General features: G+C 31.1%; 25 protein-coding genes. 4 read left to right on the top strand and 21 right to left on the bottom strand.

Translation table 11 applies throughout. From position 1 onward, the window contains the following. Nucleotides 1-92 precede the first annotated feature (92 nt). The 13 genes from BLV35_RS17325 to BLV35_RS17265 all read right to left on the bottom strand — a co-directional run bounded on the left by BLV35_RS17325 (nucleotide 93) and on the right by BLV35_RS17265 (nucleotide 15,507). Nucleotides 93-2,384 carry an AAA family ATPase gene (locus BLV35_RS17325; RefSeq protein ID WP_091093195.1) on the bottom strand — a complete coding sequence of 764 codons (2,292 nt, stop codon included), beginning with the start codon at nucleotides 2,382-2,384 and terminating at the stop codon, nucleotides 93-95. A gap of 122 nt (nucleotides 2,385-2,506) precedes the next feature. Then, nucleotides 2,507-4,186: a hypothetical protein gene (locus tag BLV35_RS17320; protein ID WP_091093192.1), complete on the bottom strand. Its 1,680-nt coding sequence runs from the start codon at nucleotides 4,184-4,186 to the stop codon at nucleotides 2,507-2,509. Nucleotides 4,187-4,189: 3 nt separating this feature from the next. Further along, entirely contained in the window at nucleotides 4,190-6,097 is a 1,908-nt protein-coding gene (locus tag BLV35_RS17315) for an McrB family protein (RefSeq protein WP_091093189.1), read from the bottom strand. Further along, nucleotides 6,087-7,154 (bottom strand): DNA cytosine methyltransferase, encoded by a 1,068-nt coding sequence (locus tag BLV35_RS17310; RefSeq protein WP_176980651.1) that lies wholly within the window; start codon nucleotides 7,152-7,154, stop codon nucleotides 6,087-6,089. The genes BLV35_RS17315 and BLV35_RS17310 overlap by 11 nt, the downstream gene beginning before the upstream one ends. Continuing rightward, nucleotides 7,147-8,010, bottom strand: coding sequence for a DNA-methyltransferase (locus BLV35_RS17305; RefSeq protein WP_218133017.1), 864 nt, complete (start codon nucleotides 8,008-8,010; stop codon nucleotides 7,147-7,149). The genes BLV35_RS17310 and BLV35_RS17305 overlap by 8 nt, the downstream gene beginning before the upstream one ends. An 85-nt stretch (nucleotides 8,011-8,095) precedes the next feature. Beyond that, on the bottom strand, nucleotides 8,096-8,356 hold the full coding sequence (locus BLV35_RS17300; RefSeq protein ID WP_091093187.1) for a helix-turn-helix transcriptional regulator: 261 nt from the start codon (nucleotides 8,354-8,356) through the stop codon (nucleotides 8,096-8,098). Between the two features lie 6 nt (nucleotides 8,357-8,362). Next, a complete protein-coding gene (locus BLV35_RS17295) occupies nucleotides 8,363-8,605 on the bottom strand; it encodes a hypothetical protein (protein ID WP_091093184.1) in 243 nt (80 codons plus the stop codon). A gap of 36 nt (nucleotides 8,606-8,641) precedes the next feature. Beyond that, a complete protein-coding gene (locus BLV35_RS17290; RefSeq protein WP_091093181.1) occupies nucleotides 8,642-9,046 on the bottom strand; it encodes a hypothetical protein in 405 nt (134 codons plus the stop codon). Between the two features lie 169 nt (nucleotides 9,047-9,215). Further along, entirely contained in the window at nucleotides 9,216-9,845 is a 630-nt protein-coding gene (locus BLV35_RS17285; protein ID WP_091093178.1) for a hypothetical protein, read from the bottom strand. A 90-nt stretch (nucleotides 9,846-9,935) separates the two neighbouring features. Continuing rightward, nucleotides 9,936-10,556, bottom strand: a complete 621-nt coding sequence (locus BLV35_RS17280) for an AAA family ATPase (protein WP_091093175.1) — start codon at nucleotides 10,554-10,556, stop codon at nucleotides 9,936-9,938. A gap of 202 nt (nucleotides 10,557-10,758) precedes the next feature. Next, nucleotides 10,759-11,700, bottom strand: a complete 942-nt coding sequence (locus BLV35_RS17275; RefSeq protein ID WP_091093172.1) for a transcriptional regulator — start codon at nucleotides 11,698-11,700, stop codon at nucleotides 10,759-10,761. Nucleotides 11,701-11,880: 180 nt separating this feature from the next. Then, nucleotides 11,881-12,174 (bottom strand): helix-turn-helix domain-containing protein, encoded by a 294-nt coding sequence (locus BLV35_RS17270; protein ID WP_091093170.1) that lies wholly within the window; start codon nucleotides 12,172-12,174, stop codon nucleotides 11,881-11,883. Between the two features lie 1,677 nt (nucleotides 12,175-13,851). Further along, on the bottom strand, nucleotides 13,852-15,507 hold the full coding sequence (locus BLV35_RS17265; RefSeq protein ID WP_091093167.1) for an AraC family transcriptional regulator: 1,656 nt from the start codon (nucleotides 15,505-15,507) through the stop codon (nucleotides 13,852-13,854). A gap of 373 nt (nucleotides 15,508-15,880) precedes the next feature. Between BLV35_RS17265 and BLV35_RS17260 the strand changes: the two genes are divergently transcribed. Further along, complete coding sequence (locus BLV35_RS17260; RefSeq protein WP_091093164.1) at nucleotides 15,881-16,522, top strand: hypothetical protein; 642 nt, start codon at nucleotides 15,881-15,883, stop codon at nucleotides 16,520-16,522. Nucleotides 16,523-17,177: 655 nt separating this feature from the next. On the opposite strand, the gene BLV35_RS17245 is transcribed toward BLV35_RS17260, so the two are convergent. After that, a complete protein-coding gene (locus tag BLV35_RS17245) occupies nucleotides 17,178-18,023 on the bottom strand; it encodes an RteC domain-containing protein (protein WP_091093157.1) in 846 nt (281 codons plus the stop codon). Nucleotides 18,024-18,453: 430 nt separating this feature from the next. Between BLV35_RS17245 and BLV35_RS19760 the strand changes: the two genes are divergently transcribed. Beyond that, nucleotides 18,454-18,771 carry a group II intron maturase-specific domain-containing protein gene (locus BLV35_RS19760; RefSeq protein ID WP_394331049.1) on the top strand — a complete coding sequence of 106 codons (318 nt, stop codon included), beginning with the start codon at nucleotides 18,454-18,456 and terminating at the stop codon, nucleotides 18,769-18,771. A gap of 630 nt (nucleotides 18,772-19,401) precedes the next feature. Here the strand turns inward: BLV35_RS19760 and BLV35_RS17230 are convergent. Further along, nucleotides 19,402-19,995 (bottom strand): HNH endonuclease, encoded by a 594-nt coding sequence (locus BLV35_RS17230; RefSeq protein ID WP_091093154.1) that lies wholly within the window; start codon nucleotides 19,993-19,995, stop codon nucleotides 19,402-19,404. A 210-nt stretch (nucleotides 19,996-20,205) separates the two neighbouring features. Beyond that, nucleotides 20,206-20,469, bottom strand: a complete 264-nt coding sequence (locus BLV35_RS17225; RefSeq protein WP_091093152.1) for a hypothetical protein — start codon at nucleotides 20,467-20,469, stop codon at nucleotides 20,206-20,208. 125 nt (nucleotides 20,470-20,594) lie between these two features. On the opposite strand from BLV35_RS17225, the gene BLV35_RS19590 reads away from it, so the two are divergent. Together BLV35_RS19590 and BLV35_RS19585 are read left to right on the top strand one after the other, a co-directional pair. Then, nucleotides 20,595-20,771, top strand: a complete 177-nt coding sequence (locus tag BLV35_RS19590; RefSeq protein ID WP_245712097.1) for a hypothetical protein — start codon at nucleotides 20,595-20,597, stop codon at nucleotides 20,769-20,771. Continuing rightward, nucleotides 20,693-20,926: a transposase gene (locus tag BLV35_RS19585; RefSeq protein ID WP_317040187.1), complete on the top strand. Its 234-nt coding sequence runs from the start codon at nucleotides 20,693-20,695 to the stop codon at nucleotides 20,924-20,926. Before BLV35_RS19590 ends, BLV35_RS19585 begins: the two co-directional genes overlap by 79 nt. Nucleotides 20,927-20,974: 48 nt before the next feature. On the opposite strand, the gene BLV35_RS17215 is transcribed toward BLV35_RS19585, so the two are convergent. From BLV35_RS17215 to BLV35_RS17190, 5 genes are all read right to left on the bottom strand, one after another. Further along, complete coding sequence (locus BLV35_RS17215; RefSeq protein ID WP_143031881.1) at nucleotides 20,975-21,724, bottom strand: hypothetical protein; 750 nt, start codon at nucleotides 21,722-21,724, stop codon at nucleotides 20,975-20,977. Nucleotides 21,725-21,888: 164 nt separating this feature from the next. Next, entirely contained in the window at nucleotides 21,889-22,203 is a 315-nt protein-coding gene (locus BLV35_RS17210) for a superinfection immunity protein (protein WP_091093146.1), read from the bottom strand. A 95-nt stretch (nucleotides 22,204-22,298) separates the two neighbouring features. Continuing rightward, on the bottom strand, nucleotides 22,299-22,805 hold the full coding sequence (locus BLV35_RS17205) for a hypothetical protein (RefSeq protein WP_091093144.1): 507 nt from the start codon (nucleotides 22,803-22,805) through the stop codon (nucleotides 22,299-22,301). Between the two features lie 668 nt (nucleotides 22,806-23,473). After that, nucleotides 23,474-24,544 carry a DUF4365 domain-containing protein gene (locus BLV35_RS17200; protein ID WP_091093142.1) on the bottom strand — a complete coding sequence of 357 codons (1,071 nt, stop codon included), beginning with the start codon at nucleotides 24,542-24,544 and terminating at the stop codon, nucleotides 23,474-23,476. A 1,236-nt stretch (nucleotides 24,545-25,780) separates the two neighbouring features. Beyond that, nucleotides 25,781-26,806 (bottom strand): DUF2971 domain-containing protein, encoded by a 1,026-nt coding sequence (locus BLV35_RS17190; protein ID WP_143031880.1) that lies wholly within the window; start codon nucleotides 26,804-26,806, stop codon nucleotides 25,781-25,783. Between the last annotated feature and the right edge of the window lie 106 nt (nucleotides 26,807-26,912).

The following is a 26,912-nucleotide window of genomic DNA, read 5'->3' as shown; positions in this document are numbered from 1 at the left end:
CTTGTTCTGCAAAAAAGTACTTTCATAAAATATATTTCAAATTTACGTTTCGATTTTTTACTGATGTGTTACAGAAGTAACAGATTTCAAATTCACACCTCTAAGTATGTCAATTTATCTTCATAACCACACGCTTTTAACATGGATTTATAATGGTCTTCATCTATTAATTTTATAACCATTAGAACATCATTAACGACATTTACACCCTCTTCGAGTAATGTTTCTATAGTATTATCAAACGATTCAATTCTGTCTAAATGAGAGTATTTATTCAGGAAGTAATAAATTCTTTCTTTTTGTTGTTGGTCAAACCCCTTGTTTATGCCTAGTTGTAAAACAGCATTAAATCCTCCATTACTAGCAGTTTTAAAACTTGAAAACGCTTCTAGCATTCTTCTTATTGAATTGGCTAAATTAAAAGACTCAGACATACTAATTGTTTCCGAATTTTGATACTTTAGGATTGAACTAAACACAAACTGATATTCCGAATGCGTTTCAGTTAACGTTTTATCTGCATCTTGAATTAGTCCTGATTTAGTTACATAAAAATTAGCTTTTATACCATCGTCTTCTTGTTTTGGCCTTTTGTTTTTGTCTTTCATCCAATCTCTAACTTGTTTGAAAAACCAAAAATTATGAGTTAGCACAAAAATTTGTTTTGCACCTTGAGTTGATTTTTTTATGAAACTTGACGCATTAAACAAATGATTGCTATCAAAACTAGAAATAGGGTCGTCTAAAACGATGATTTGATTTGCAATTTCAGCATCGTTTTCTCTAATTTTGGAAAAAAAGTAAATTAATGATATTGCTGTTTTTTCGCCTTCACTAAGATTTCTTGCTACTCTTCCATTTCTGAGTAACTGATAACCTCCTTCTTCTATTCGGTGTAATGTTATATCGTTTCTCCCTAAAAACTTATGCAGGTTCTCGTTTATTTTTGCTATTGCTAGAGTATCAGTACTCAAATCGTCTGCTAATATTTTTATAGCATCTTTTAATTTATGAGAGATGGTAGTTTCGGTTCTCTTTAATTCTAAATTATCTGTGATTTCTTTTTCAATACTTTTTAAGTCTTTTTCAATTGCTGCTTGACTTACAAAATGGTTTTCAATTTTGATCTTTGCTTTTTCTGCTAAATCTGAATATGCTTTGCTTGTGGTGTTGTGTTCTCCGATAACATCAACTATAGTTTTAAGATGCGCATTGAAATTGTCAAAAACTTCCTTTTCTATAACTACTTTTTCTAGTGTTGCAAATGGATTCGATTTTTTTAATTCCAAAACACTTATCAAGTCTTGAATTTCGGCATTTACAAGTTGAATATTTTTATTTGTTTCGGTTAATGAATTGTTATAACGTTCCGTAAAAGTTTGAAATAACAAATGACTTTGGTTTACAATTTCAGTTCTAATCCCTTGCAATAATTTTGTTGCTAACTCAGTGATGTTGCCAATAAGTTCTTGGTATTCTTTGTTGTAATGCGCTTCTAAATTTGCAATACAATTTTCCGGTAAAGTCTGACCACAAAACTCACAATTGTCACTTTCGTGTATTTTGTGTAAAGTTAATCCCGTAGCAACCCATTCACCCATATCAGGATTGTCTTTGAGCCGTTCTATTACTTTTGCACTTATGGAGGTTGCAATTAAACCATTTACTTCGCTGTATATTTCTGCAATTTTATCAATATCTATTGCTACTGGTAAAGTACTTGGGTCAATTTCTGCTTTTTCACTATCAATTAATGTGTAGCTTTTTTGAGTGGTCAGTTCTTCTTCTGTTAAAACATACGACTCTAATATTTCTGGTTGTAATAGGATTACTTTCCAAATATTAGCAGAAAGGCTTTTGTTGTAATGCACTGTTGCATAAATGGTTCCTAACAGGAAATCTTTTATCGATTTAGCAGCATCTTTATGAAAATCGTCTGCTTTTTTATTATAAACACCAAGGTCTTTATCAATTTTTATAATCTCTAATTCGCTTGTTTTTAAATCATTTTTGTGTTTGTCTAATAATTTCTTCTCGTCGATTTTTGTTTTACTAATAAACAGTATTGGTTTTGTTGTAGCATCAAATAAATCCAGATTATCTTTTATGAAATCTTGGTTAAAAACCTTAATTTCCAGATTGTGATTGTATGTTTTAGAATCGATTTTACCATTGGTTACTGATTCTACAACAAAATCTGCTTCAGCAAATTCACTATGATTTTTTTTGTTTTCTAAACAACGCAGTAAGCGACCTAATGTAGTTTTGCCACTACCGTTCCAACCATAAATAAGGTTGAAAACATTAAAAGGTTTAGTAACCATATCAGGTTTATGGTTGTCTAAAATACCAAAGTCTTTTATTTTAGTTACTTTCTGTATCATTGGTCTCAGATATTGTTTATTTGTTATTCTATTTTAGAAAGCCTTTTTACTAATGAAGCAATTAAATAAAATTAGCTCAATAGTTTCTTACTTTTAATAAGTTAGTACTCCAAGACAAAAAACTATACTAGTTGTTCTATTTTAATAAATTTTTCTATTAAGTCATTTACTGTTGTGTCCTCTGTATGTTTGGCTAATAGTAAACGATTATCATTTGTACAGAAACATTTACCATTTAATCTCTTAAAATTTTCATTAATAAAACCTGAATAGTCTTCTTGCTTTATTGTAGACTCATAAAATTCAAATCCACATTTTGAACTGTGGTTAAAAAAATCTAGGAAGTTGTTTCTGAAAGTTGATTTTACTTCTTTTCTGAAATTTTCTATTTCACTATCGTTAAAGTTTGTATAAGCCTTTAAAACAAATAAAAAATTGATTTTATATTGATGGACAAATAAAGTATCTCTGTCAAACAAACGTTCTTTAAAATGATATGAAGGAATTGGTTTTCCTTTTTTTGTTATGTTATGGGAATCGTAATTTACTATATCATCAATGAATCCATAAATAAAAAAATTAGGGGTAATGTTGTAACCTTCTGTTAAATCAGTATCCCTATAACGCATTGTAGCATTGTAAGTTCTGTTTTTGTTTAGTAAGTCAATGTTGAACTGAATAATATTCTTAGCATATGTGAATTGCTTGTATTTTGATGTTTTCCCAGCTGAACTATTCGATTTGTAATATTTAGAATCTCCAATATAGAAAATATCACTTGTGTCAATCAGTGATTTATAATCGTAGATATGGTCAATGATTTTACCATCATCATTATTTTTTAGTTTGTCAATTGTTACACCACCAATTTCTACAGTATTCAGTTTATTAGAAAACAATTTGTCAACCATATCTTCAAATACCAAGTTATAATTGGTTATTGCTAGAAAATCCTCTCGTTTTTTCTTGATACTGCTTTTGTCAAATTGAGAGAAATACAATTCACAAAGTACATACATTTTCTTGAGCGTATCGTTGAAATAACGGTATTTAATTTTTTTGAGTTTTGAAATACCATTTCCACACAATTTTTCAAATGATTGCCCTTCAATTAGATTGAATGATTTGTCAATTTTTAGGTTTAGATGATGCTCTTTGTTTAGGTGATTTAGAATTGAAAAAAAATAGGTTAGTAATTCTTCTTCAGTGTTTATTATTTTTTTCTTATTGGTTATCTCAACATAAATTGGAGTTCTTCCGTTCGCTAAAATAGGCAATGACTTTCTGATTGTTTTTTCCCATTTTGGTTTTTTTACTTGGTTTGAAACAAATTCGATGTGCTTAAACAATATTTGTTGTTTGTTCTTTTTATAGTAGTTTACAAAGCTTAGTAATAAATCAAGAAAAGAATATTCTTTATCTCCTAAATTGGTATTTAATTCAAATGTTTCTGTATTATGAATTATTGAAGTGTCGTTGTATCTTTTCTTGAATTCAATTAAACTATTGTAGAAATGTACTGATAGTTGACGTACCCAATTGTATTGCGTTTTGTGTTTTATTGATTGATTTTTGATTAAATCGATCAAAACCTCTTTATTACAGCCAAATATAGTCTCTGTCCCGTCTTTCATAAAGACTTTTGGGAGCATGAAAACCAAACTGTTTTTTTCAAACGAATGATAATAACCTACCGAAGTTATCATACCATCGAAGCCGTTTTGTTTGTAAAACTTTGGATCATCAAATACTTTTTGTAGTAATTCAATTGGATATATTTCGCCTTCTATTAAGATTTGCATATTTTAGGACTCTATTTCTTCTTTACCCTCAGCTACTTGACCTAATTGCGAATGAGCTTCTACTACTTTTAATTCCACTTTTGGTTTTAACTCTATTCGTTCAAATAATTCCTTAATTTTTTCTTTTCCTTTTGTTTTTATAGGGAAAAAATCCTCGTAAGAAGTATTTTCTTCAAACACTTTATTTTCCTCGTCTTTAAACACATCATTCCACAAGTAAAAAATCACTTTATTGATGAAAGGTTTTAACGATATTGTATTAGCGTTATCAGGTTTGATGAAGTAGTTTCCAAGACATTTATCCATGCCCAATGAAGCATTGTTTTTGATGTGATTCAGATTTACCGCTTCTATAAATTTTAACCAACTGTATTTGTTACCGTCTTCAATATCTATTTCGAAATCAAAAGATTCATTTTTCTTCTTGAAATCATCCATTTGATCATAACAGATTGGGATGTATTCCCAATCCCATCTTCTTTTAAAAGCACTATCCATAGGAAACAATGATTGATCAGACGTGTTCATTGAAGCAAGAATAGTAAGGTTTTCAGGTAATTTCATTTTGCCAGCTGCAATACCTTCGACACCTTTTTCGGTAAGATTTTTTTCTAAATAATTTTTTAGTTCATCAGAAGGGGTTATCAAGTATTCTGGATTTCGGTCTAATAGTTGGAAAATGTCTCCAAAAATTTCAGCACAATTTCCTCTGTTTATTTCTTCAATAACAAGGAAATGCTCATTGTTATTTAGATCATTCCATGCTTTTACATAAATATTTGTAAAAACTTGAGGAGCAAATTCATATTTAATATCACCATCTTTTGAAGTTGGCTTATAACCTCCGACAAAAGATGTATAATCGTATTCAGGATGAAATGTTACTCTTTCTGTAAACTCTTCTTTTCCTTTAACTATTTCTTTTATTCTATGAGATTTACCTGTGCCTGGGGAACCATAGTAAATAATATTTTTTGCAATAGGAACTTCTGCGTAATTTAAACTTTCATCATTTTCAAACATTATTATTTCAATGTTTGTTGATTTTGGAGATAAATTTAGTTTTGTTTTTACTCTTTTAGAGTAATCTTTTAATTCGTCAATGCTGGTATTTGTATTAATTTTAAAACCTTCTATTTTGTTGTCTTCAATGTAATAATTTAAATTATCACTAAGAGAACTTTTAAGTACTCTTAATGGTCCAACTTGCTCTATGGAATCATTACTCTCAACCGTGTTTCCTAATATTATTTCTTCATAAACACCTATCTGCTGAAAAACAATTTCTTCGCCAGCTACCCTGATTTTAAATGTAGCTTCTTCCGTGAAAGTCGAAAGTAATTTAGATAGTTTTGTTTTTACTGTTTCGTCGTTAGAATTTTGATTTGTAATTATCTCAAACAACAAACTTTTAAATCTTTCAGATAAAATATTTTCTTCATTACTGAATGACAACTCTATTAAATCAATATTAGTTGAAAAGTTAATTTTTTTTGAATACCTATTTCCACCTTTTCTTTCAGATGTGTTTGCTTTAGAAGAGTCTTCAAAATTAATTTCGCCTAATTTCCAATAAAGTTGAAGCGCTACTTGAAGTGATTCTAAATGTTGGTTGAATAAAGGAGTGTTATTAAATAATCCTAAAAATGTATTTCTATCAATGCCCAAAGTATTAATTTGTAAATCATAAAAATCACAAACGAGAGTTTCGTATTCTGATTTTAGCTTTATGGCTGTTTTTGTACTACTATTTAAAAATTCATCCACAAAAATAATTTCACTTTTTTTTATTGCAGCATAAATTGTATAGGTTACAGCTAATAATTTATTTATTTCTGGTAATGAGCATTTAATACCTAATCTCAAGTTTAGCTCTTCACGATTTACTACATGTTGTGGATTAACTTTCATTGTTTATATCATTTAAAATTTGTTTTGCTACCGCAGATGCTAATAGTGGAGGAACAGCATTACCAACTTGTTTCATTTGGCATGTCTTTGAACCATAAAAAATAAAATTGTCGGAAAAAGATTGAATTCTAGCAGCTTCTCTAACTGTTAAACATCTATTTAATATTGGATGAGTAAATAAACCTGATGAAGGAGTGTCAAATCTTGTTGTTATGGTTGCGGCTATACCTTCTTCTTTTAATCTTGTCCATGTACCACTAAAAATAGATTTTGTCCTATGTTCTTCAGGTAACACTTCTTTTCCTTTTCCTACAGGAATTAATTTTAACCTTTCAATTGCAATTTTCGAATGTTTAGTCGAGATATGATTATGAACTACTTTAGATTTTTTTCGTAATAATTTTTGATAATTTGAAATTTTTTCAACTTCTCTATAATCACAAACTTTTATTCCTTCTCCTGACTCAATAAAAGGCAAATCATAAATAGCTTCTTTAATTGTTACCTTAAAATCATAAGGCTCTGGAAATTCAATCATCTTTTCATTTAAAGTCCCTATAAAAAAAGCACGTCTTCTATTTTGTGGTACACCATAGTCTGACGCATTTAAAGTTTTCGCATTTACAGCATAACCTATTTCTTCAAACCCTTGGATTATTTCGTTTTTAAAAAAGCCATTTGCTGTAGTAAGTATGTTTGGAACATTTTCTAAAACAAAGTACTTTGGTTTAAATATTTTTACAGCATCAATGAATTTTTGAAACAAATAATTTCTCTCATCTTTAATACTTAATCTTTTGCCTTTTTGAGAAAATCCTTGACATGGAGGTCCACCAACAATAACATCTACTTTTTTATGTTTATCTTTTAATTTATGAAAATCTATATTTGATATATCTTCTGCATAAACTGTACTATTTGGATGGTTTAATTTATATGATTCAGCAATATCTTTATCATATTCAATAGCAAATTCTACTTCAAAACCATTTAAAATAAATCCTTGAGAAAGACCACCAACACCTGCAAATAAATCTATAATTTTCAAATTATTCATTCAGTATTCTGTTTTTAGAAATTTCAAAATACTCTTCTGATAATTCAATACCAATAAACTTACGATTAAGTTTTGATGAAGCTACTCCTGTAGTACCACTGCCCATAAATGGATCTAAAATAACATCATTTTTATTAGATAACAATCTAACAAAATGAGAAATTACTTTTAATGGCTTTTGAGTAGGGTGTTTACCGAATTTCTTTTCTTTAGCAGTAGTTAATGATGTTTCTATAAAATCATGATGCAAAACACCTTCATTATTAAAAGTGCCCGAAGTGTCATTATATACGAAATACACCCATGCTTCAGTAGAATTTACAAAATGAATATTCATGTTTCTAGGCATTGGATTGGTTTTATGCCATATACCTGTTGTTTTATAATAGAATTTGTATTCAGCTGCAATTTTTATAATAGTTTCTAACTTTATCAGTGACATAAACATTAATAATGAGCCACTCTTTTTTAATATTCTACCACTTTCCTTAAAAAATGATTTCATTTCTATTTCCCAGTCTTTTTGAGATAAATTGTCCCATCCAGCATATGCAAACTGGTTTTCTCTCATTTTTACAAGGTTAGTATTTCGGTTATGCATGAACTCACCTAAATTATATGGTGGATCTGTGAGTATTAAATCAACACTATTAGAACCAATAAAAGCCATAAAATCATTACAATTACCATTCCCTAAAAGACTATTTTTTGTAATTGATTCAAAACTAACATTCTTTGTTTTAGATGAAATAATAAAATCTTTTTCTAAGTTGTTCTCATCCATATAGTTGAATAAATCAACATAAGGTTCTTCCAATAGAAATATTTCTTTTTCTAAATTCTCGATATATACCATTTATTTCTAATTTGAATTAATATTGACATTGGCTACTTTTAATATTTCAGAAGCATTATTTTCTGCTGCTATTAATTTTTACCTTTTATTTTGGACTAGTGCCCGTTATTTTTAGTTCAAAACCCAAATACCATGAAAATTTAGACAAGTAATCTAAACTACAATTGAACTTACCACTCTCAATTTTGGAGATAGTGGTTCTGCTTACTTTCATTATTTCGGCTAACTGTTCTTGATTGTAACCTTTATTTTCTCGTATCTGACGGATAGTTTCACCAATTTTTAAACGACAATTATAGAGGTGACTCTCCATTGAATTCGCAACACTATTTGTTTCTGTTTTCATAATTATTTATGATTCTGCAATCTGTCTAGTAATAATTTCTATGGCTTCCTCTTTTGCTAGAACATTATCAAATTCCCATAACGAATCTTCATCTTTGTAAACACCATTTCTATCATTCCAACTTAACCATTCAATTAAATCTATTCGTGACCAAGAACTCAGTTCTGATTGAAGTTTATCTCCACGTAATTCCATTAGTTTGTAGTACGGATGTTTTAATTTTTCCTCTTCATTTATATATGTATTCATTTTAATCGAATTTTATATGGTTAAGATTTAAATTATTTACGCCGGAATAACAAATAAGGTTCCTACATGTTCAACACCATCATTATCAACAATAGTAAGCCAAACATTAGTTTCTACACCATGAACTCCGTTAGACAGATTAACTTCTATTTTTTGTTCACTAACTTTGATTACTCTTCCTTCTACTTGTGAATAGTCGGATTTATTGATTGTTACTTTATGGCCAATTAATTCATTCGTATTAACTTCTACCTCTTGTAAATCATCAAAGCGTACGGTATTAACGGGAGGAAAGGAAAGTCCTGTGTTTAAAGCTTGTATGTCAGCTCTAGGTCTTTCGTCGTCCTCAATAACTTGCAGAACTACATACAATTGGTTAGGATTTTCGTTTGGTAATGGTGTGTGGAATTTGACAATATTTCCTTTTTTAATTGATTTCATAACTAATCATCTTTAAGTAGACTATTTCTTAGATTCAAAAACAAATATAATAAAAACAGTGTAACATAGTGCAATATATTGAACAAATTTTAAATAATTTTTATTGATGAAAATAAACTTTATTTTTTAGTTGATTTTACGGTTTTTCACATTTCGAAAAAAAGTTTAATCACTTTAAATTCAGTATTTCCAGAAATATTTGAAAATCGTATAAATAAATCAATTCCTCCTTGTTGTCCTGCAGCTGTGCGAGTTGGACAAAACTACTATTTTGGGATAATGATTCTTGTGTCATTTGGTTTTGTAAAATTATGCAAATGACTTGGGAAAGTGTTTTTGTACTACAAAATAAATTGTAGTTTTTGAGACAAATCCGGACTTCAAACTTATGCGTTTCGTGGTCATGATCTAATGCTATAAAATTCAGATTTTTTGCTTTTAAAGTGTTTTCGCGAATTATGTATGGTTTTTCCAGTTCTTCAATAACTTTATTGATTTGCTCAGTTGGCATCAGGAATGCAGTGAAGTTCCAGGTTCTCAGTCTTGGGGCATTGTCGATTAAAAGAGTGACTTGTTGGAAATAGTTGGAATTTCCATTGGCTGTGACAATGAATTCTGTTTTGCTATTTTCTTTTTTTGGAAAGACAATTATAAAGTCGATTTCCCTGCAGTAGTAGCTGAGGTTTTTGCCTAACCAAAATAGGATATGCTTTTGATTTTCAGGTGTTTCATTTATAAGTTTTTTGATGGTTTGATTGTTGTCTTGGAACCAGTTCCAGAAGGTATTGATTTTTTTCATTGTGTGAAAAGGTTATTTGGTTATTCGTTTAGGGTTTAAAGTTCGTTTGTTGCAGAGATCCTTCCTGCGTAAGGATGACAATGGATGATATTATCGTTTGTCTTTGGTGGTCTTGTCATAGGCAATTAAGTTTATCATTTGGCGTAATCGACTGCGGACTCGATTGCCGTAATGAGTTTCTATTTCGGACGCTGATAGGTTAGTGGTGATGTGGGTTTGTAGTTTTTTAGAAGTGAATAAATCATAGCGAGATAATAGTATTTCTGCCATTACATTGCATTCGTTGCCAAAGTATTTAAGATTATTTTCTGTACCTAAATCATCGAAGCAGATTGTTTTGGGCTCCGATACGTAGAGCTTTCCTTTGCTGTATTTGTGGATAATTTCGTAACCCTCTTGAATGAATTCAAAACTGATATCCCGACAGGGCTTTATGTAAAATTTATGTTCCGTAGGGGTGAGGTATTTCATCACATTCATTAGCGATGTTTTACCACAGCCCACTGGGCCGCTCAACATTATTCCTTTATTCAGGTTGATGTTAAATTGAAAACAAGTTTGTTGATCTTTGAGAAAATAAGCTATGAGTTTGTAGATTATGGGAAGATCGCTTTCCAAGATTTTGAAATGATTTCCGTATAATTCCCCGCCTTTTTTTTCGAGCCAAAGTATTACTTGTTCGTAGTTGTATTGGGACTTGATTTCTTGCATAGTTTAATTTTTTACTCACCCTAAATCCCTATCCGAAGGAGAGGGACTTTGAGCTGCTTAGTTTTTAAAATTACTTTTGAGTTGTCATAGAACTGATCCTTTCTAATGCTCAGATCGGGAGTATGGGTTAAATCGATTCTCGATACATTTTTATAAAATAGCTTGTTGTAATTTTATAAAATCACTCAAACTGACGAATGGCTTACAAAGGCTCGGAATAGTCTTTGTCGACAGTTGTATTGAGGTGTTTTGCTCTGTTGGGTTGATTTTGTTCATTTGAGTTAAATTTGTTTGCGTTTATCATCCAGTTTTGTGCTGCGGCTTTCCACTCGACCATTGGGGTTTTGCCGCCTACTAGCCATCCATTGCTGGAGAAGTAATTGAAGAATTTTTGTGCTTCGATTTCTGGGAAGATTTGCTCGAGGAAATATGTTTTGATTTCTTCGAAAGGTGGAGGTTCTTTACCGACTATTTCTTTTTTGCTTATTTTCTTTGTCGTTGAATCCGAAAAGGATTTCTTTTTTTCGCGCAACTTTTTTTCTTTCTTTTGCTGACCGCCTTCAGTTTGATTTTTATTGGTGTCAGCGAATGCCAAAGGCATTTCAGTATCTACTTTTTTAAAAAATGAATCGTCATCTTTAAAATTTTGTGCTTGCTCATTTCCGTTTACAATCTTTATAATGTTTTGATTGTTTGTATTATTTGTATTGTTTATATAAGGTACTAGCGCTTGTTCAGTGCCTGTATCACTACTAGTACAGGACTTGTTCACTAGTTGTTCATCAACTAGTTTAAAAACTGGTTCAGTATTTGAACTTGTGTTTCTTTCACTTTTGGGCATTGGTTTTAGTTCGTCAGCTAAATTAAATAGGTATACTTGACTTCCTTTGAATGGATTATAAGATGGCTCGTAATTGATGTAGCCCAAAGAATGCAAGTTTTTTAAGCATTTGTGATAGGTTGCTTTGGAACTAATTTTGCTGATTCGCATCACCTCATCACGAGAAATACTGATGGGGTTTTTGAATCGATTGCAATTCCAGAATTGGAATAATGCAATGTACAAACTAACGTGTGTTGGATTGAGAATTTTGTCTTTTGATACTTTATCAAAAAACCCGGTTAAGTGTTTTATGTAGTTCATTCGAAGTTAGTGGTTTATCCTCTCCCTAAACCCCTCTCCAAAGGAGCGGGGCTTTTAGAAGGTTGTGGTTAATGGTTATGAGATCCTTTCCTAGGAGCACATCCTTTTTATGGGATGACAATAATAATGATGATTAGATCCCTTCTTTGATGGGGTTAAAAACAATGTCAGATGATATTATTATTGCTGTTTAAATAGATTGGGTGTAGCTTGTACTTTGTTGATCTCGAATAATTTTTCTATATCTAAATCAGAATAATATATTATACCACCCACTTTTGTATAGGTAAGTGTTCCGTTTATTCGAAGGTTTTGGAGCGTACCAGGGGAGATGTTAAGAAGCTTTCTGACTTCTGTTGATTTTAACCATTTTTTGGATTGCTCATTTTTGCCTTTAAGTATTTCTTTAATATCTTCTAAAAGAGATTTGTGAAATTGATTTAGGTCTTCTTTGGTAAGGATTTCGATTGCCATAACTTGTGTTTTAAATTGTTATGATGCAAAAGTGTCGGTTTTGGAAGTTTTTATATCACAAGTGGTTCACAAGTTGTGAAAGAAAAAAATGAGTTTTTGTTTTTAATTGGCGGTGTTTATTGACTTCTTTTAATAAAATAACAATTTGGGTTTTATTTAATTTTTTCTTTTGCTTTGATGCAAAAGAAACAAAAAATAAAGCCTGAAAATTCAAATCTTACGAAACTGTCTTTTGTAATTTACCTGACAGCCACTGGCGATCCTCCTTTTAATTTCAAATGTTGTCTTTGACGTTATTAATTTAAGTGCGGGTTTAAGGTACTGGATGGCGAGTGGTTTTCATGAAGTTATTCTTTTCTTTTTTGCTTGATCAAAAAAGAAACAAAAAATTATTCATGGGTTAATATTTTTTTTTTGTATTCATGAATCTTCGATTTCACTGCCTGAAAATTAAAAACTCAAAAACTACCTCAAAACTTTGTTCCGCAGCCCGAGCCGTTCGCCTTTCAGGCTCAACTCGCGGACTGCTGCCACTCCGTTTTTTCATTGTTTTATGCTTTTTAATTTAAGGGCGGGTTTGCGAATAGTAGACATTTAGTGAGAGTAGTTTTTATGAAAATATTCTTTTCTTTTTTGCTTGATCAAAAAAGAAACAAAAAAATCAAGCCTGAAAATTAAAAACTCAAAAACTACCTCAAAACTTTGTTCCGCAGCCCGAGCCGTTCGCCTTTCAGGCTCAACTCGCGGACTGCTGCCACTCCGTTTTTTCATTGTTTTCGGACGTTTCTAATTTAAGGGCGAGTTTGAGAATAGTGGATATTTAATGAGGATAATTTTCATAAAGATGTTCTTTTCTTTTGACTTGATGCAAAAGAAATAAAAAATCAAGCCTGAAAATTCAAATCTTACGAAACTGTCTTTTGTAGTTTACCTGGCAGCCACTGGCGATCCTCCTTTTAATTTCAAATGTTGTTTTTGACGTTATTAATTTAAGTGCGGGCTTAAGGGTACTGGATGGCGAGTGGTTTTCATGAAGTTATTCTTTTCTTTTTTGCTTGATCAAAAAAGAAACAAAAAAATCAAGCCTGAAAATTAAAAACTCAAAAACTACCTCAAAGCTCTGTTCCGCAGTCCGAGCCGTTCGCCTTTCAGGCTCAACTCGCGGACTGCTGCCACTCCGTTTTTTCATTGTTTTTTGACGTTTTTAATTTAAGGGCGTTTTTACGAGTAGTGAATAGTTAGTAGTGGGTAGTTTTCTTGAAGAGATTCTTTTCTTTTAGCTCACTTGACTTTTATTGGGCTCGCTTAATTTTCAATGTCAAGCCCGCAGTAGTCGTCTTGGACACTTCCTAAAGTGAACGGTAAAATCTTTACCATGATATGTAGTTTTAAAAATAAATAAGCCCGTTGGTTGTAATTAGTTTTTAGTCCTAATTGTCGTCAGTTTGAGTGATTTTCGTTGGAAAATTGTTTCGGAATTAAGATAATTTTGAATTAAAAACGGTTCTCGATACATTTTTTGCTACGTTTTACTCCACAAAAAACACTTCCCGAAGCAAGTACGGGATAGACTGAACTGACGTTTTGAGTAATTATACCCAATGGGTTTTAGGAGTGAGTAGAGCTGATTTTTTCTAGGTTTTTTTTATATATAAAAATCACAATAAAAAAGTATTTTTAAGTGTTTACTGCTACTGATTTGTTTAATTCTGTACAGAAATAGCTAGGGGATATGCCTGTACGGGTTTTAAATGCTTTTGTGAAGTTTTGAGTAGAACCAAAGCCAGTTTCGTCTGCTAGAGATTTGTTTTTGTAGTTACGGTATTTATTGTCACTTTTAAGCAGTTCTATGATATGATCAATCTTAAGATCAGTGATATATTCAATGGTTCCTTTGTTACGGTATTTTGCAATTATTTTGTAAGCATATTTGGTGTTTGTATTCAATAAAGAAGCCAGTTTCAATAAATTCATCTCTTTTTCGAGATATTTTTTACTATATTCGAATTTTTCCAATTTTTTTAGAATTGCAGCAACTACTTCAGGATTGATATCGAGTTCCTTACTTTCGTTTGCTACAAATAATTTGGATTTTTCCGGTTGACGGTTCATCAGCTCTTTGAATAACTTTTTATTTTTATAGTTCCTGTAAACAAGGAATGAAATTATTGACATCAAGACTGTTGTGGTACTAATGGCAATAACAGTTATGGAATTATTGGAGTGTTCTAAATTACGTTGCGTTTGAAGTAGTTTTTCAGTATCGTATACTTTCGTTATTTTTCCTGAAAGATATTTGTAATTGTGTTCTAATAATTGATCTATTTTTAAGAGTTGTCCTACGTAAAGTAAATGTGCTTTTTTATCATTTTTAGTTAGAGAATAATCAATTAGTAGTTCATAAGCCTCCCTTAATTCCGGTGTTATATGGTTTTGTTGTTGGAAAATTACATCTACTTTTTTGAAATAGAATACCGCTTTTTCTTTTTGATTTTGAGACCAATAATTTTTACCAATATAAAAATAAGCAAGAGTTTCATTGGCAAAATCTTTATTACTCTTAATATCCGGTAATGCCATCGATAATTTTTTTATAGCATCGACATAGTTGTGTTTAAAAGATTGGTTTATACCTTCAGAAAATAGAAAGTATGATTTCATTCTAAAAATTTCAAACTGAATTACCGCTTTTATTCCTATTTGATTTATTTGACTGCTTAATTGATATTTATTAACTCTGCTATAGCATTGACCCAATGAATATAATGAATTGACATAGGCGTGATCATTTTGCTCTTTAAAATAAGTAACGCACTCTATGAATAAAGCTATTGCTTCGTGATAAAATCCAAGATAATATTTAGTTAGTGCTTTGCAGTATTTTAATTTGTAAATAAGATATTCGTCATTTGTCTTGGAAATAAAATCCTCGGCGATGAGGTAATTATCCAATGCTTTCATCATCTGTTTATCATCATAATATACTATTCCTTTTGTCATGTAAGCGGACCCAATCAATTCATCACTGTTTGTTCTTTTAGCAGCAGTAACCGAACTGTCAGCATATTTTTGTCGGAGTTTTTTATCGAATTTATATATTAAGGATTTATAGGCGAGCGCCATTTGCTTATCGTTTTTTTCGGATTTGGCTTTAGCTAACCAAGATTGTGCATATAATTTTTCTTTTAAACTATCACTTTCCTTATAATTTATTTTTTCATTGAAATAGTCGCAACTTTTGTTAGAGAGACTATCTGGAATTATAAACTTTTTTTGAGCGCTTAAGCTAGTAAAAAAACAAAATAACAGTAGGATTAAGTAGTTTTTTTTCATGTTCTAAAATGGGGATTACAGCGTTTTAAAAACGAAATAAAGGAGTTCGACCTTTATTTATCAGGAATAAATGTAGCTAAAAAACTTCAATATAAAGAATATTAACCCTAAGTAACCTTAAATGTATTTTTTGAATGTTAAGTTATTGATTATGTATGAGTTGTTTATGAATCTACTGCTGTTCAATTCGGGAATTACACCTATTAAATTCCCGAATTGAACAGCAGTAGGGTTGTGTGTTACGGATTACACATTTAGTTTTGTCCTGAATTCAAATGGTTTTGTTATGAGCATAATCACCACTGTTCCCATTACCCCGGGTGAAAAGAACTGATGAAAAAAGTAATCAGTAACATTTAAAACATTTACAAAAATGAAAAAAGTATTTTTATTCTTAGCCATTTTAATGTGCTATTCCATTTCGCTTATTCTGCAGTCTTGTAGTACTGATTCTGAACCAACTATTGACAATGTACCCAATAGTTTTGAAAAGGCGAAGCTGAATGCTATTAAAAATTCTAAAAGTAGAGTTGAAATCCCAGCCAACAGCGGTAATCCCTTTGATGATGAAGGACAAGCACTTTATAAGCAAGGATCTTACCCTATTTTGAAAATCTCAGGTAAAGGAAGTGTAACTAGCAAAGTAAAGAGTAGTGATTCCAATTCGGTAGCGTCAAGCAAAGTATTGGTTATTCTTTCGGATAGTTTGTCTGAAATAATTGCTAATTGGGATGTGTCAGTAGAAGCGAAATTAAGTTTTAGTCGGTTTATTAATTCCTTGCTGTTTCTTTCAAAAACAGAAGAACGATATGAAGTTCTTTATAATTTTATAATCCATTATGAAGCGAGTATTTTAACTAGTGAGACGTTTTCGGAAAATGATAAAGAAGTTATCCTAACGAATTCATCCGTTGTTCGGTATGAAACTTATGAAGAGTCAATAAGGCCTCCAAAGAATAAAGATCCTGATTGGACTATACTTTTTAGAGAAGTAAGTTCATCAAAAAAGTATTAGCTGTTGATTTGTAGCAGAAATTGTATTTTTAGATAAGTAGGTTAACAGGGCTGTCCAGATAGGGCAGCCTTTTTTTGCATTTGACTCTTTTAATTTAAGGGCGTGTTTAAGAAAATGGTTAATGATACTGATTATGTAAGCCGAAAATAATTTCAATAACGTTTTATTAAAAGTAAGAACCAATGGTTTTCAAAAATTATAATTTTACTTTTTTGCTTGATCAAAAAAGTAACAAAAAAATCACTGCCTCACGATTTTTATCTCAAAATCATCGAACAAATTTTTCTATCGTGACCCCAGCCGCTCGTCGTTCCTCCTCGTCTCCGGGATCACTCCCGCCGGCCAACGCTAAAATTCTTATCGTGATTTTTGATATAAAAATAGTAGGGCGCGGTTTGATACTACATCATAAATAGTGTTTGTAGTCATTCCGAGGGACGAAGGAATCTCATTTACAGTGTAATCATTTTTTGTGGTTTATTTGAAGTTGTTATTTCCAATCTAGAATGGTTTTCGATTCAATTTTTCACTTCCTTCTTGATCAACCCTTCGACTTCGCTCAGGGTGACGGTAACAAAAAAATATTCATGGTTTATTATTGTTTTTTGAGGTTTTTATTTTAAGGGCGGTTAAAAACTTGGAAGCGTTTTTGATTTTAATTTTCATCTGCTTCGTCCATGCGGTTGATGAGTTTGTTTTTGAGGGTATTTATGAATTTGGTTTTTTCCGTTTTTCTGTTGCGGATTTCGAGGAAAACACGGTGGAATTGCCCCAAGTCTATATCAAAAGCGGATTCAAAATAACTTACTACTTCTTTTAGACTGGATTTTCCATTATTAAAAACACCTTCTGTATGTAATGCGTAGATTATTTCAATTAATTCAACTTTTGAGCCTGTCCATTTCTGCTTTTTGGAAGATAGAATAGTTGGCTGTAGCTGGTCGCTGTTATGCTCTAATTTTATAATTTCTGATTCTATGTAGGATTTAATTAAATCATTGGCCAGAATTTTTGCCAATTTATAATCATGTGAAGTTGAGAAACTCTGATCTGCTTGAAAGTAAAAACTATCCAGTGTGAGTTTAATGTCATATTTACCTCTTACAAAATACCTTTTGTCAAGGCATCGATTATTTGTACGGTGGTAGCGGTAAAATTCCTGATTTTCTTCGAAGAATGTTTTTAATTTTAATATTTCAGTGTTGTAGTATTTACGAAGTGTTTTTTTTGAACCGTAGGGTTTATTGGTTTCAATAGTATAGATTTCATTGTAATAAATGAGCTTCGCAGCAAACATAGGTTTGATATTGCGGAAAAAATCAATCTCCTCATTTTTATCGTGGAATTTGTAATTTAGGCAATATGTTTTTAGTTTTTCTAAAATGGATATCGAAATCTTTATGGACTTCTCCGCGTACTGGACGGGCTCTTGCATTTCCAGATGTATTTTGTCTAATTGATGTTCTAATTCGGATAAGAGGGATTGAGAAAACAATTTCATTTTAGGTTATTTAGGTTGGTCAATTGTACTGATTTGAGTATTAGATGTTTTGACAAATCTATTGGTCTGACATCAAGGGTACAAATAGTCCTGTATTCAATTCCCGAATTGAATATTGAAATTCCCGAATTGCATAGTTGAAATTTGAGTAAAATATTGGACGACAACGCCTAATAAGCAAAGAACAGCCTAATGAAAAGTAAAGTTGCCTTTCATTGCAATACTCAATCTGTAATAATACAAAAATTGAATTAAATAAGCCACATTGCAAACGCTTGATATCGTTTTAAAATACTCGATTTAAAAGAGCAAGAGGTTACGAAGTCAGGAGACTTCAAGAGCGGGGTTTATTTTAGGACGAGATAAAGGTGGGCACAGAATGCAATTTTGCGCTAACGAAAAAAGCGACAGCACAAGCGCTTGCAAATTCTTGAAAACGAAGCTAAAACTGACCATCAACGAGGAGAAAAGCGGGATAAAACGTCCTGTTCACTTCACTATTTTGGGATTCGGATTTGTGCCAACTTACAAGAAAGGAAGCAAGAACGATTATCAGTTGGTAGTGGGAGAAAAAGCGTGGAAGAAACTCAAAGAAAAGCTCAAAAACATGAGCCGCAAAACCGCTCCAGTCAAGCTAGAAGACCGTATTGCCAAGATAAACGAAATTCAACGAGGATGGTTAAACTATTTTCGGGGAACGAGTATCACGGGAAAATTACGGGATATAGATGGCTGGCTCAGAATTTAGCGAAGCGGTATCACGAATACAAAAAAAACAATAAACACTTATGAGTAAACCGACTTCGATACTGTATTTGGCACGATTGGAAGAAACCTGAGAGGAAAAGGAAAAACCTAATTCGATTAGGAATTGACCAAGACCACGCCTATGCATGGAGTCGAACTCGCAAAGGTGGTTGGGCAATTGCTCAGAGTCCAATCTTGGGAACTACCATAACCTTGAAACGCTTAAAACAAAAAGGGTATCAATCATTGACTGATGTTTACATCTCACTTAATCCATCTCTTTGCGAACCGCCGAGTACGTGACCCGTACGCTCGGTGGTGTGAGAGGCGCACTCCGTTCCATTATGGGCGGAGCCGTCTACTCGATTGAGCGATCGGATTTTTATTTATTTCAATTTTCGGTTTCGCTTCCGCACCGATTTTAAGTCGGAAGTATTATAAAAATTAATTATTATGTCAAAAAATAAAAACAAACCCGTATATATTCCAATGTCTGACGAACTATTTAAACTTCGAATTCCTTCAATCCTTATTTGGAATGAAATTGCCATAGAAAATAATATAAGAAGAGCTAATGAATTAGGATTAGAAGTCAAAACGGAAATCATTAATGGTAAATTAAAATTCACTGTTAATGACCCTTCAAAACCTCGGAGAAAACGCTTTTATGAATTGCACGATGACAATCGCTACAAACAGATTCTAAATCGTCTATTTTCTCTTTATAAATAGTTCTGTAATGTTTGTGATGAACTTCTTGAGCTGGTTTTGTTTTGCAATACAAGCAAATTCCATTATCTCTTTCGATTACTTTATCACGAATTATTTTCCATTCGGCAGATTTTAAATATTTATAATAACTATAAAATTTGCTTTTTCTAAAAACATCAAAATACTCACTAATGATTTTATTTTCATCGCTTTTTTTCTTTTTCCAATTGTCAAAGTTTATTTGGCTAAACTCACTTTCAAATAAATTACCGTGGGTTTTAAAAGCAAACTGGATATTTCTAAAAGCACCGCCACATTTTGAACATTGTTTAAAAAGTCTGGTTCTATTATTTGAGCAATGTTCGATTACTAAAATTGTATCAGGATTTAAACAACAGTCTTCAAATTTAGAAGTAAAAATAGATTTGCAATCTAAACATTCATTAAGATTGTGGTGTTCAAAAAAACTATTTTGTTTTACGTTTCTGCTTTGACATTTTGGACATTCACTCATTAATTATTCGGTTTAGTTTCTGCACCGCTTTTAAGTCAGAAATAATTTTAAATATATTCAATATGGAAAAAAAAGAAATTAAAATTGAGGACTGTGTTCCCAATTAATCAGAAATTATTACAAATCTTGAAAAACTAACTTTTCTTTTAAAAGAGTTAATTGAAGTTAAAGATTTTTTAAATTCTAATGGATTTAACTTAGAGTTCATATTTAGTGGCCAAAAGGGTTTTGAAAAAGGTGACTAAATTTTGAAAGTGAATTTTTAACCATTATCTCAGCGTCAGCACTAGAAGTATAACCTCGTTTTGTATTTACTAATTCAGTTAACTTAGCAGTTAATTCATGATACAAAGGAGTAAATTTAACTTGGTTGTTCAACTTAGCATTTATACCTTCAGATTTGTCAAATTCAGAAATGTATTTCCCTTTGTATTCTTCGAATATATTGTTTAATTCTTTTTCTAATTTTTTCATTTTAAGCTTTATTTGCGGTTTACCAAGCTGTCGCTCAACGTCAGTCTGTGAAAAAACCGCCGTTTAATTCTATCAAATATAAGCAAATAATCTAATTATTAGACAGAAAAGTTGTATATTTAAAGATGCAACACATCACAGGAATTCCTCGCAATCAGATGGTTTTTTCTAGTTTAGAAGATACTATTTTACCAGAAAACCCCGTTCGTTTTATCGATGCGTTATCATTACAAACTTTAGGTTTTCTATTCAAACTATTAAAACTGAAGATCGCCCGAGCTTTGATATTAAAGTCTTTCTAAAAATCTACTTATATGGTTATCTCAATGGATTAAGAAGTTCAAGAAAGTTAGAAAAAGAGTGCGTTCGCAACACAGAACTAAAATGGCTTTTGTGTGGAATTGTACCCAATTACCGTAGTATTTCCGATTTTAGAAAACAGAATCTATCAGGGTAACGAACCGAGCGATAACTAACATATCCGAACGATCGGGGTTAGTACTTTTTATATTTCAAGTTTTGTTGAAAAATAATTATCGCTCCTCATTTCACGATATGTTTCTATTCCAAGTTTTTCATGTTCTTTAATCATTGCTTCAACAGGTAGTATCGAAGTTCTTAACGAATGAAGGTAAGCTTCATATTTATTAAATAAAGAACTATTGCTCAGTTCCTTCAGAGAAACAAGAGAAGTATATTTATTTTGTTCATTTGTAATTAAATATTCTAGCATTTTGACATTCTTATCTTTCGCTATTCTTTGAGCTTGAGCAGAACCTCCAATTTTATTCCAAGAAGGACGTTTTCCATGTTTAGTTTTATGCGCTTCAATTAATACTCCTTCAGTATTTTTAATGTCTTCTGCTCCTTCTTTACCAAGAATGTTTTTTAATTCCGAGTCACTATAAATTCCTTTATACTTTCTCTTTTGTCTATTATTAAAAGGCTGTGATAGCTGTGATTGTAATATTATAGTAAAACCTAAGTATTCATTTATTTCAAAATATTCTTTAATTCTATCAAGTTTACAGCTATTAGGTAAACATTCAACGATTCCATTATGCTGTTTAAATCGCTCTATTAAGTCTACAGCTAAACCAATATAAAGAACTTGTTTCTTGTAATAATCCCAATAACAGTATATACCAGCAGTTGACCAATCACTACTATTCTCTAGAATTAGTCTTTCCAAAGCAGCTAAAATACTACTTGTTTCAGTTTTTTTATATTTTTCAATTACTATTGTACCAAGCATTTTTGTATCCTGTTTTTGTATTAAGCCCAACGTCCCGTTGCTTGTGGATGGTGGGGATTTCGGGAGCGGAGTATTTTCGGTTACTACAAAAGTTCTTGCGAAACGTGAACGTGAATTTACCACTAAATCCCCACTATACACAAACAACTGTTATGCCTTCGGTTTTATTTTTGCAATAAATGTTTCTTTTCTACTTCAAACTCTTCGGCAGTTAATGTTCCATTATCATATAATTGCTTTAGTTTTTGTAATTCGTCAGAAACACTATTATTTGAATTAATGATTACTGTTTCTTTTTTTTCTTTTGATACTGCCCAAATTAAAGCAACAACCCAACCGATTAATGTCCAACCTAAAAATAGGTTTAAAAGTAGAATTGAACTAAAATTTCTCTGTTTACGACCAATAATTGATGGTAAAAAATATACAAATAATAGTATAATAATTATTAAAATTTCTTGTATTCCTATACGTCCCATATTTAAAATGTTTAAGTTTTTTTTTCGGTTTCGCTTCCGCACCGTTTAAGTCAGAAGTATTTATAAATTAATTATTATGTCAAAAATCAAACAATTTATTCAGAAGTATTTTTTTTATGATTGGGAAGAGTTTTGGTTTTCATTTCCAACTTTTCTATACTTAATTGTTGCTCTTGCATTATATTTTCTAGTTTTTGTAATTCTTTATCGGATTGCATTTTCAGAGTGTCTAATTTTATAGTCAATGAAAGAACAGCAATTATTAAAGCTAAAACAGGCACAACAATTTGAACAAAAACCTTAAACCAATTAAGAATTATGTCTTCATTCCTTTTTTTATATTTTTTGTTTACAAAAGAAGCTACTCCTTTGTCGGTAGCATACAATCCTAATTTGTATTTAGGATTATGTCTAAAAACTTCTTTTTCTTCAAATAACGACATTTTCAATAACTCGTATTCTTCAATAGACACTTTGAGTAAAGGTAAAATAATATCATCATTTAATCCTATTTCCGTATTTTCTGCGTTCTCAAAACCTGAAATGACATATTGTTTTGATAATATTTTTAATAATTTATGTTTAAGTCTATTATTATTCATTTTTTATCATTTCGTTTTCGGCTATACCAAACTGAGGCATAACTAGTATATAGGCGAAACAAACTTTCGTATATACACCCTAATATAGGTAGATTAGCGAAGGTTCGTTTCGCTTTATCGATTCTCAAATATATAGTATTTTTTATATAAATTATCAATTAGTTATAAAACAAAAAAAAGACACCTCACAGCACTTTTCATTTATTCCTATCTCTCCAGCTATCATTAAAACACCTATTTCTCACGCGCTCATAAAAATTACCTCTCAAGTAAAAGCCTACAATCCAAACCACAACTAGCCCTATTATTTCATACCATTCCAGAGTTACTATAAATTTGATTAATTGTCAAACCTATAATTTTACAGAGTTAGCTACAAATAGTATAGTGTGTGATTCGCGAATTAAATATTATTGTTTGAATGTAAAAAGGGTAGTTACATCCATACTTTATAAGAACCTCTTCGTACTAATTGCACACGAAAGGATTTGTGCGGTAGCGGGCCTTCTTTAGAGAATGATTTAGTGATTATTTATTAGATTTATTTTAGGACAAGATCATCTTTGTGGGCACAGAATGCAATTCTGCGCTAACGAACCGAGCGATAACTAACATATCCGAGCGGTTGGGTGACTTACATATCCGAGCGATCGGGGCCGTCTACTCGATTAGCTGCTGCCGTTTGTTTCATCTTTTAATTTCTTATTTTTCTCTATGGCTTCGTGAATAAATAAGTCAAAATCTTCTTTATTTTCAAACTCTGTATTGTCATAGCTTACACGAATCATATTTTCATGAGTTCTACCTTCAGGAATTATAGTTTTAAAAACTAATTTTAGATATGGTATGTCTTTATGAATCCAATAATATGCTCCAGACAAAACGAGCATGCTGTAATATTTAATTTTGTCTAAAAGTAAAGGTAAAATAATTTTTAACGGCTTTTTTGCAACTTCGTTTGAGACATTATCATAAGACCAATCTGTAATTCTTGCCCAATATTCAAAATTGAAAAGATTTTTATATTCTTCGTCATTTAAGTCTTCTTTCGGAACTTCATCAATTAATATTTTTGCACATTCCAACACCGTTTTAAACATATCTAATGCTTGTACCTCTGTCCATGCATCATAGTGCCAAGTATCAGTATATAGTTCATAGATAGAATGTATATTTCTAAGAATGCTTTTATGAGCATAAAGAATGTCAACAATGCTACTTTGAAATGCTATTTTTTGAATAAGAGTTGTTGATAAGAAGTTTTCTGTCTTTTCTAATGTCTTCGCATCTTCAGGAGTTTTACTCGGAATTCCCTTTGAAAGATCTATAGCTGGTAAAAATTCAATTGTTTTACTCTTTTCTGAGCCATCTAATAAAGTGGTTGCTTGCCAAAATATTGAGTTTGTAAAATATATTTTTTCAGTTTTTAAATCAACTGCAAACACTATTACGTGTGTTCTAAAACATAATTCTGTCCAATAAGACAATGTAGTTTGTTTGATTCCTCCAACTGTTGGTTTTTCGTCAGCACGAATATAAAGTTCTTCTGCACTTTTAACTTGTGCTTTTAAGTACCTTCCAATTACCCTGTCTTTAAATACAATTTCGATTTCAAAATCAATTCCATAATCATTTTCGGTTGCATTTCTGAATATACCTAGGTCTTTAAGTTTGTATAGTAATATTGCAAACGAATCAGATTGAGATTTATGCTGTTTAATTCTTTTCGGAAAATCCATAGTTGTCTATTTTGCAGTTTTACGGTTGCAGCTAACTTATATATAACATCAATAAGCACCACTTTTTTAATGGTTTATTACATTTCCTGCCTTCTGTTCTAGTACCTGAATAAAAGCTTTTAAAGTTGTTATCACAATACCCACTTTTAGTGATATTTATGTATTCCTTTGAAGTAAAAGTATAGCAATATAATGTTGGTTCTTTACGGTTTTCCATAATCCCTAAAAAAAAAGACACCTCGCAGCATCTTTCTATTTCTTTCTAATCCTGCAACTATCATTAAAATGCCTATTTCTCATACGCTCATAAAATTTACCTCTCAAGTAAAGTCCTACAATCCATATGACAGCCAGCCCTATTATTTCATACTATTGCATAGATACTATAAATATGATTAATTGTCAAACCTATAGCTTTATTGAGATAGCTACAAATAGTATAGTGTGTGATTCGCGAATTGAATACTTTTGTTTGAGTGTAAAAAGAGGAGTAACATCCATACTTTATAAGAACCTCTTCGTACGAATTCCATACGAAAGGATTTGTGCGGTAGCGGGCCTTCTTTAGAGAATGATTTAGCGATTATTTTATTAGATTTATTTTAAGACGATACAGTATTTGTGGGCACAGAATGCAATTCTGCGCTAACGAATCGAGCGATATCTATCATATCCGAGCGGTCGGTATCGTGGCGAACTTTGCAGCGGAATATCCAGCTACAAATAGTATAGTGTGTGATTCGCGAATTGAATACTTTTGTTTGAGTGTAAAAAGGGGAGTTACATTTATACTTTTTAAGAAGCTTTTCGTTAATAATCTACTTACGAATTCCACACGAAAGGATTCGCGCGGTAGCGGGGCTGATTATCGATCTACTGGTTACAAACTTTATACTGAGCCAGACGCCTCTTATACAGATATTTATGCAATTGAATTTTTTTTCTTTTTATGGCAATCCATTAATGGAACTGATTTACTTGACAAAAAACCTTTCGTTTTTGTTTATGAGTTTGAACGAATTGAGAAACCATTCTATTTTATTTGATGACATAACCAATAGTATTATGAATCGATATCTTTCGCGGAGCACGAGGAACAACCAAAGGAATCCATTTAGCCGAAGCCAATGCAATCGTATTGGCTTGCGTAAATCACGATGCTACAGCCCTTGCATAACATGAAATCAACCACCCAGAATGTGCGCATTAAATACCCTCAAAAGAGTTTATCGGAGGCTAAAATATTCCATTAGATTCAACTATTTTATTTTCGTTTGTTAATTGATATAATTTATAATTATAATTGTATTTAATTTGTAAGATTTCCAGTAGTTGAAATATTTCTACTTTTCTTGCAATTTCTAAATTATTTCCTAAAATTATTTCCTCGATTTCAATAGTTGGATAAAGTTTAAAATATTCATTCCTATTATCTTCATCATTGATTTCTAATTCTAAAATGGATTTTCTTTCAGTTAAAAAAGTTTTAAAGAAATATCTTACTTCATTATTATACGTAATATCTTCATAAATTGATGGGTGATTATGTTTATCATCTTTACTCTTACTTTTTCTGAAAAAAAATCGGACTTCATTTTCTGATAGATATTTTTCTTGTTTGTGAAATGCTAAAAACTCCATTATTCTTTCTGGAAAATGATCATAAGTGAAACCATCATTATTTAGTCTAAATTTTTCGGCAAGTTTTTTGAGATTAACTAGGTATTTCATACCATCTTCTCCATATTGAACTTTTCCTAAAAGAAAATTGAATATTTCATCATAATTTATTTTAAATTGAATAATAACTCCTTTTCCTTTGTTTCCATATTTTTCCCACATAAAAGGATTTTTACGAGTTTTTTCGGTATTTAAACAAGCTGATAAAGCAAAACAATTCCCTTTTTGGTCATTAATTCTCTCTCCATTCGATTTTAATGAATCAATATCATCAAAAATTTTGGAAGCATAATGTAGTTCTTCTATATCTTCAAAATGCCTAAACTCTGACCATCTGAAATATCCATTATTTAAGATACTTGTTAATGCTTGTAATGAAGTGTAATGAATAAAAGATTGATCTTTTGATATTTCGTAGTCAGTTTCTTCAAATAAATTTTTGTAATCAAATTTACCAGCTATTTTTCCTCCGAAATAAGCTTGTAAATAAGTAGATTTTGGAAAAACTTTTTTAAAAACTTCTTGATCGAATTTCTCCATTAATGGAAAAGCAGTATTTAAATCTAAAAATTTCTTTGTCATTTTTATGTTTTTTTTCAGCTTGCACCTACGTTTATGTATATGGTTTGGTGCCGTATTTAAGCACCCATTTTGATAAAAAAAACCTAATAGAAAGTCCGCGAGGAAT

This window comes from Flavobacterium gillisiae, assembly GCF_900107635.1.
Classification (GTDB): domain Bacteria; phylum Bacteroidota; class Bacteroidia; order Flavobacteriales; family Flavobacteriaceae; genus Flavobacterium; species Flavobacterium gillisiae.
This window is presented reverse-complemented; position numbering and strand designations above follow the sequence as displayed.

Bases quoted from the DNA above. Each gene is read 5' to 3' on its own strand.
- BLV35_RS17325 (WP_091093195.1), bottom strand. From the start codon at position 2,384: ATGATACAGAAAGTAACTAAAATAAAAGACTTTGGTATTTTAGACAAC.
- BLV35_RS17320 (WP_091093192.1), bottom strand. From the start codon at position 4,186: ATGCAAATCTTAATAGAAGGCGAAATATATCCAATTGAATTACTACAA.
- BLV35_RS17315 (WP_091093189.1), bottom strand. From the start codon at position 6,097: ATGAAAGTTAATCCACAACATGTAGTAAATCGTGAAGAGCTAAACTTG.
- BLV35_RS17310 (WP_176980651.1), bottom strand. From the start codon at position 7,154: ATGAATAATTTGAAAATTATAGATTTATTTGCAGGTGTTGGTGGTCTT.
- BLV35_RS17305 (WP_218133017.1), bottom strand. From the start codon at position 8,010: ATGGTATATATCGAGAATTTAGAAAAAGAAATATTTCTATTGGAAGAA.
- BLV35_RS17300 (WP_091093187.1), bottom strand. From the start codon at position 8,356: ATGAAAACAGAAACAAATAGTGTTGCGAATTCAATGGAGAGTCACCTC.
- BLV35_RS17295 (WP_091093184.1), bottom strand. From the start codon at position 8,605: ATGAATACATATATAAATGAAGAGGAAAAATTAAAACATCCGTACTAC.
- BLV35_RS17290 (WP_091093181.1), bottom strand. From the start codon at position 9,046: ATGAAATCAATTAAAAAAGGAAATATTGTCAAATTCCACACACCATTA.
- BLV35_RS17285 (WP_091093178.1), bottom strand. From the start codon at position 9,845: ATGAAAAAAATCAATACCTTCTGGAACTGGTTCCAAGACAACAATCAA.
- BLV35_RS17280 (WP_091093175.1), bottom strand. From the start codon at position 10,556: ATGCAAGAAATCAAGTCCCAATACAACTACGAACAAGTAATACTTTGG.
- BLV35_RS17275 (WP_091093172.1), bottom strand. From the start codon at position 11,700: ATGAACTACATAAAACACTTAACCGGGTTTTTTGATAAAGTATCAAAA.
- BLV35_RS17270 (WP_091093170.1), bottom strand. From the start codon at position 12,174: ATGGCAATCGAAATCCTTACCAAAGAAGACCTAAATCAATTTCACAAA.
- BLV35_RS17265 (WP_091093167.1), bottom strand. From the start codon at position 15,507: ATGAAAAAAAACTACTTAATCCTACTGTTATTTTGTTTTTTTACTAGC.
- BLV35_RS17260 (WP_091093164.1), top strand. From the start codon at position 15,881: ATGAAAAAAGTATTTTTATTCTTAGCCATTTTAATGTGCTATTCCATT.
- BLV35_RS17245 (WP_091093157.1), bottom strand. From the start codon at position 18,023: ATGAAATTGTTTTCTCAATCCCTCTTATCCGAATTAGAACATCAATTA.
- BLV35_RS17230 (WP_091093154.1), bottom strand. From the start codon at position 19,995: ATGAGTGAATGTCCAAAATGTCAAAGCAGAAACGTAAAACAAAATAGT.
- BLV35_RS17225 (WP_091093152.1), bottom strand. From the start codon at position 20,469: ATGAAAAAATTAGAAAAAGAATTAAACAATATATTCGAAGAATACAAA.
- BLV35_RS19590 (WP_245712097.1), top strand. From the start codon at position 20,595: ATGCAACACATCACAGGAATTCCTCGCAATCAGATGGTTTTTTCTAGT.
- BLV35_RS17215 (WP_143031881.1), bottom strand. From the start codon at position 21,724: ATGCTTGGTACAATAGTAATTGAAAAATATAAAAAAACTGAAACAAGT.
- BLV35_RS17210 (WP_091093146.1), bottom strand. From the start codon at position 22,203: ATGGGACGTATAGGAATACAAGAAATTTTAATAATTATTATACTATTA.
- BLV35_RS17205 (WP_091093144.1), bottom strand. From the start codon at position 22,805: ATGAATAATAATAGACTTAAACATAAATTATTAAAAATATTATCAAAA.
- BLV35_RS17200 (WP_091093142.1), bottom strand. From the start codon at position 24,544: ATGGATTTTCCGAAAAGAATTAAACAGCATAAATCTCAATCTGATTCG.
- BLV35_RS17190 (WP_143031880.1), bottom strand. From the start codon at position 26,806: ATGACAAAGAAATTTTTAGATTTAAATACTGCTTTTCCATTAATGGAG.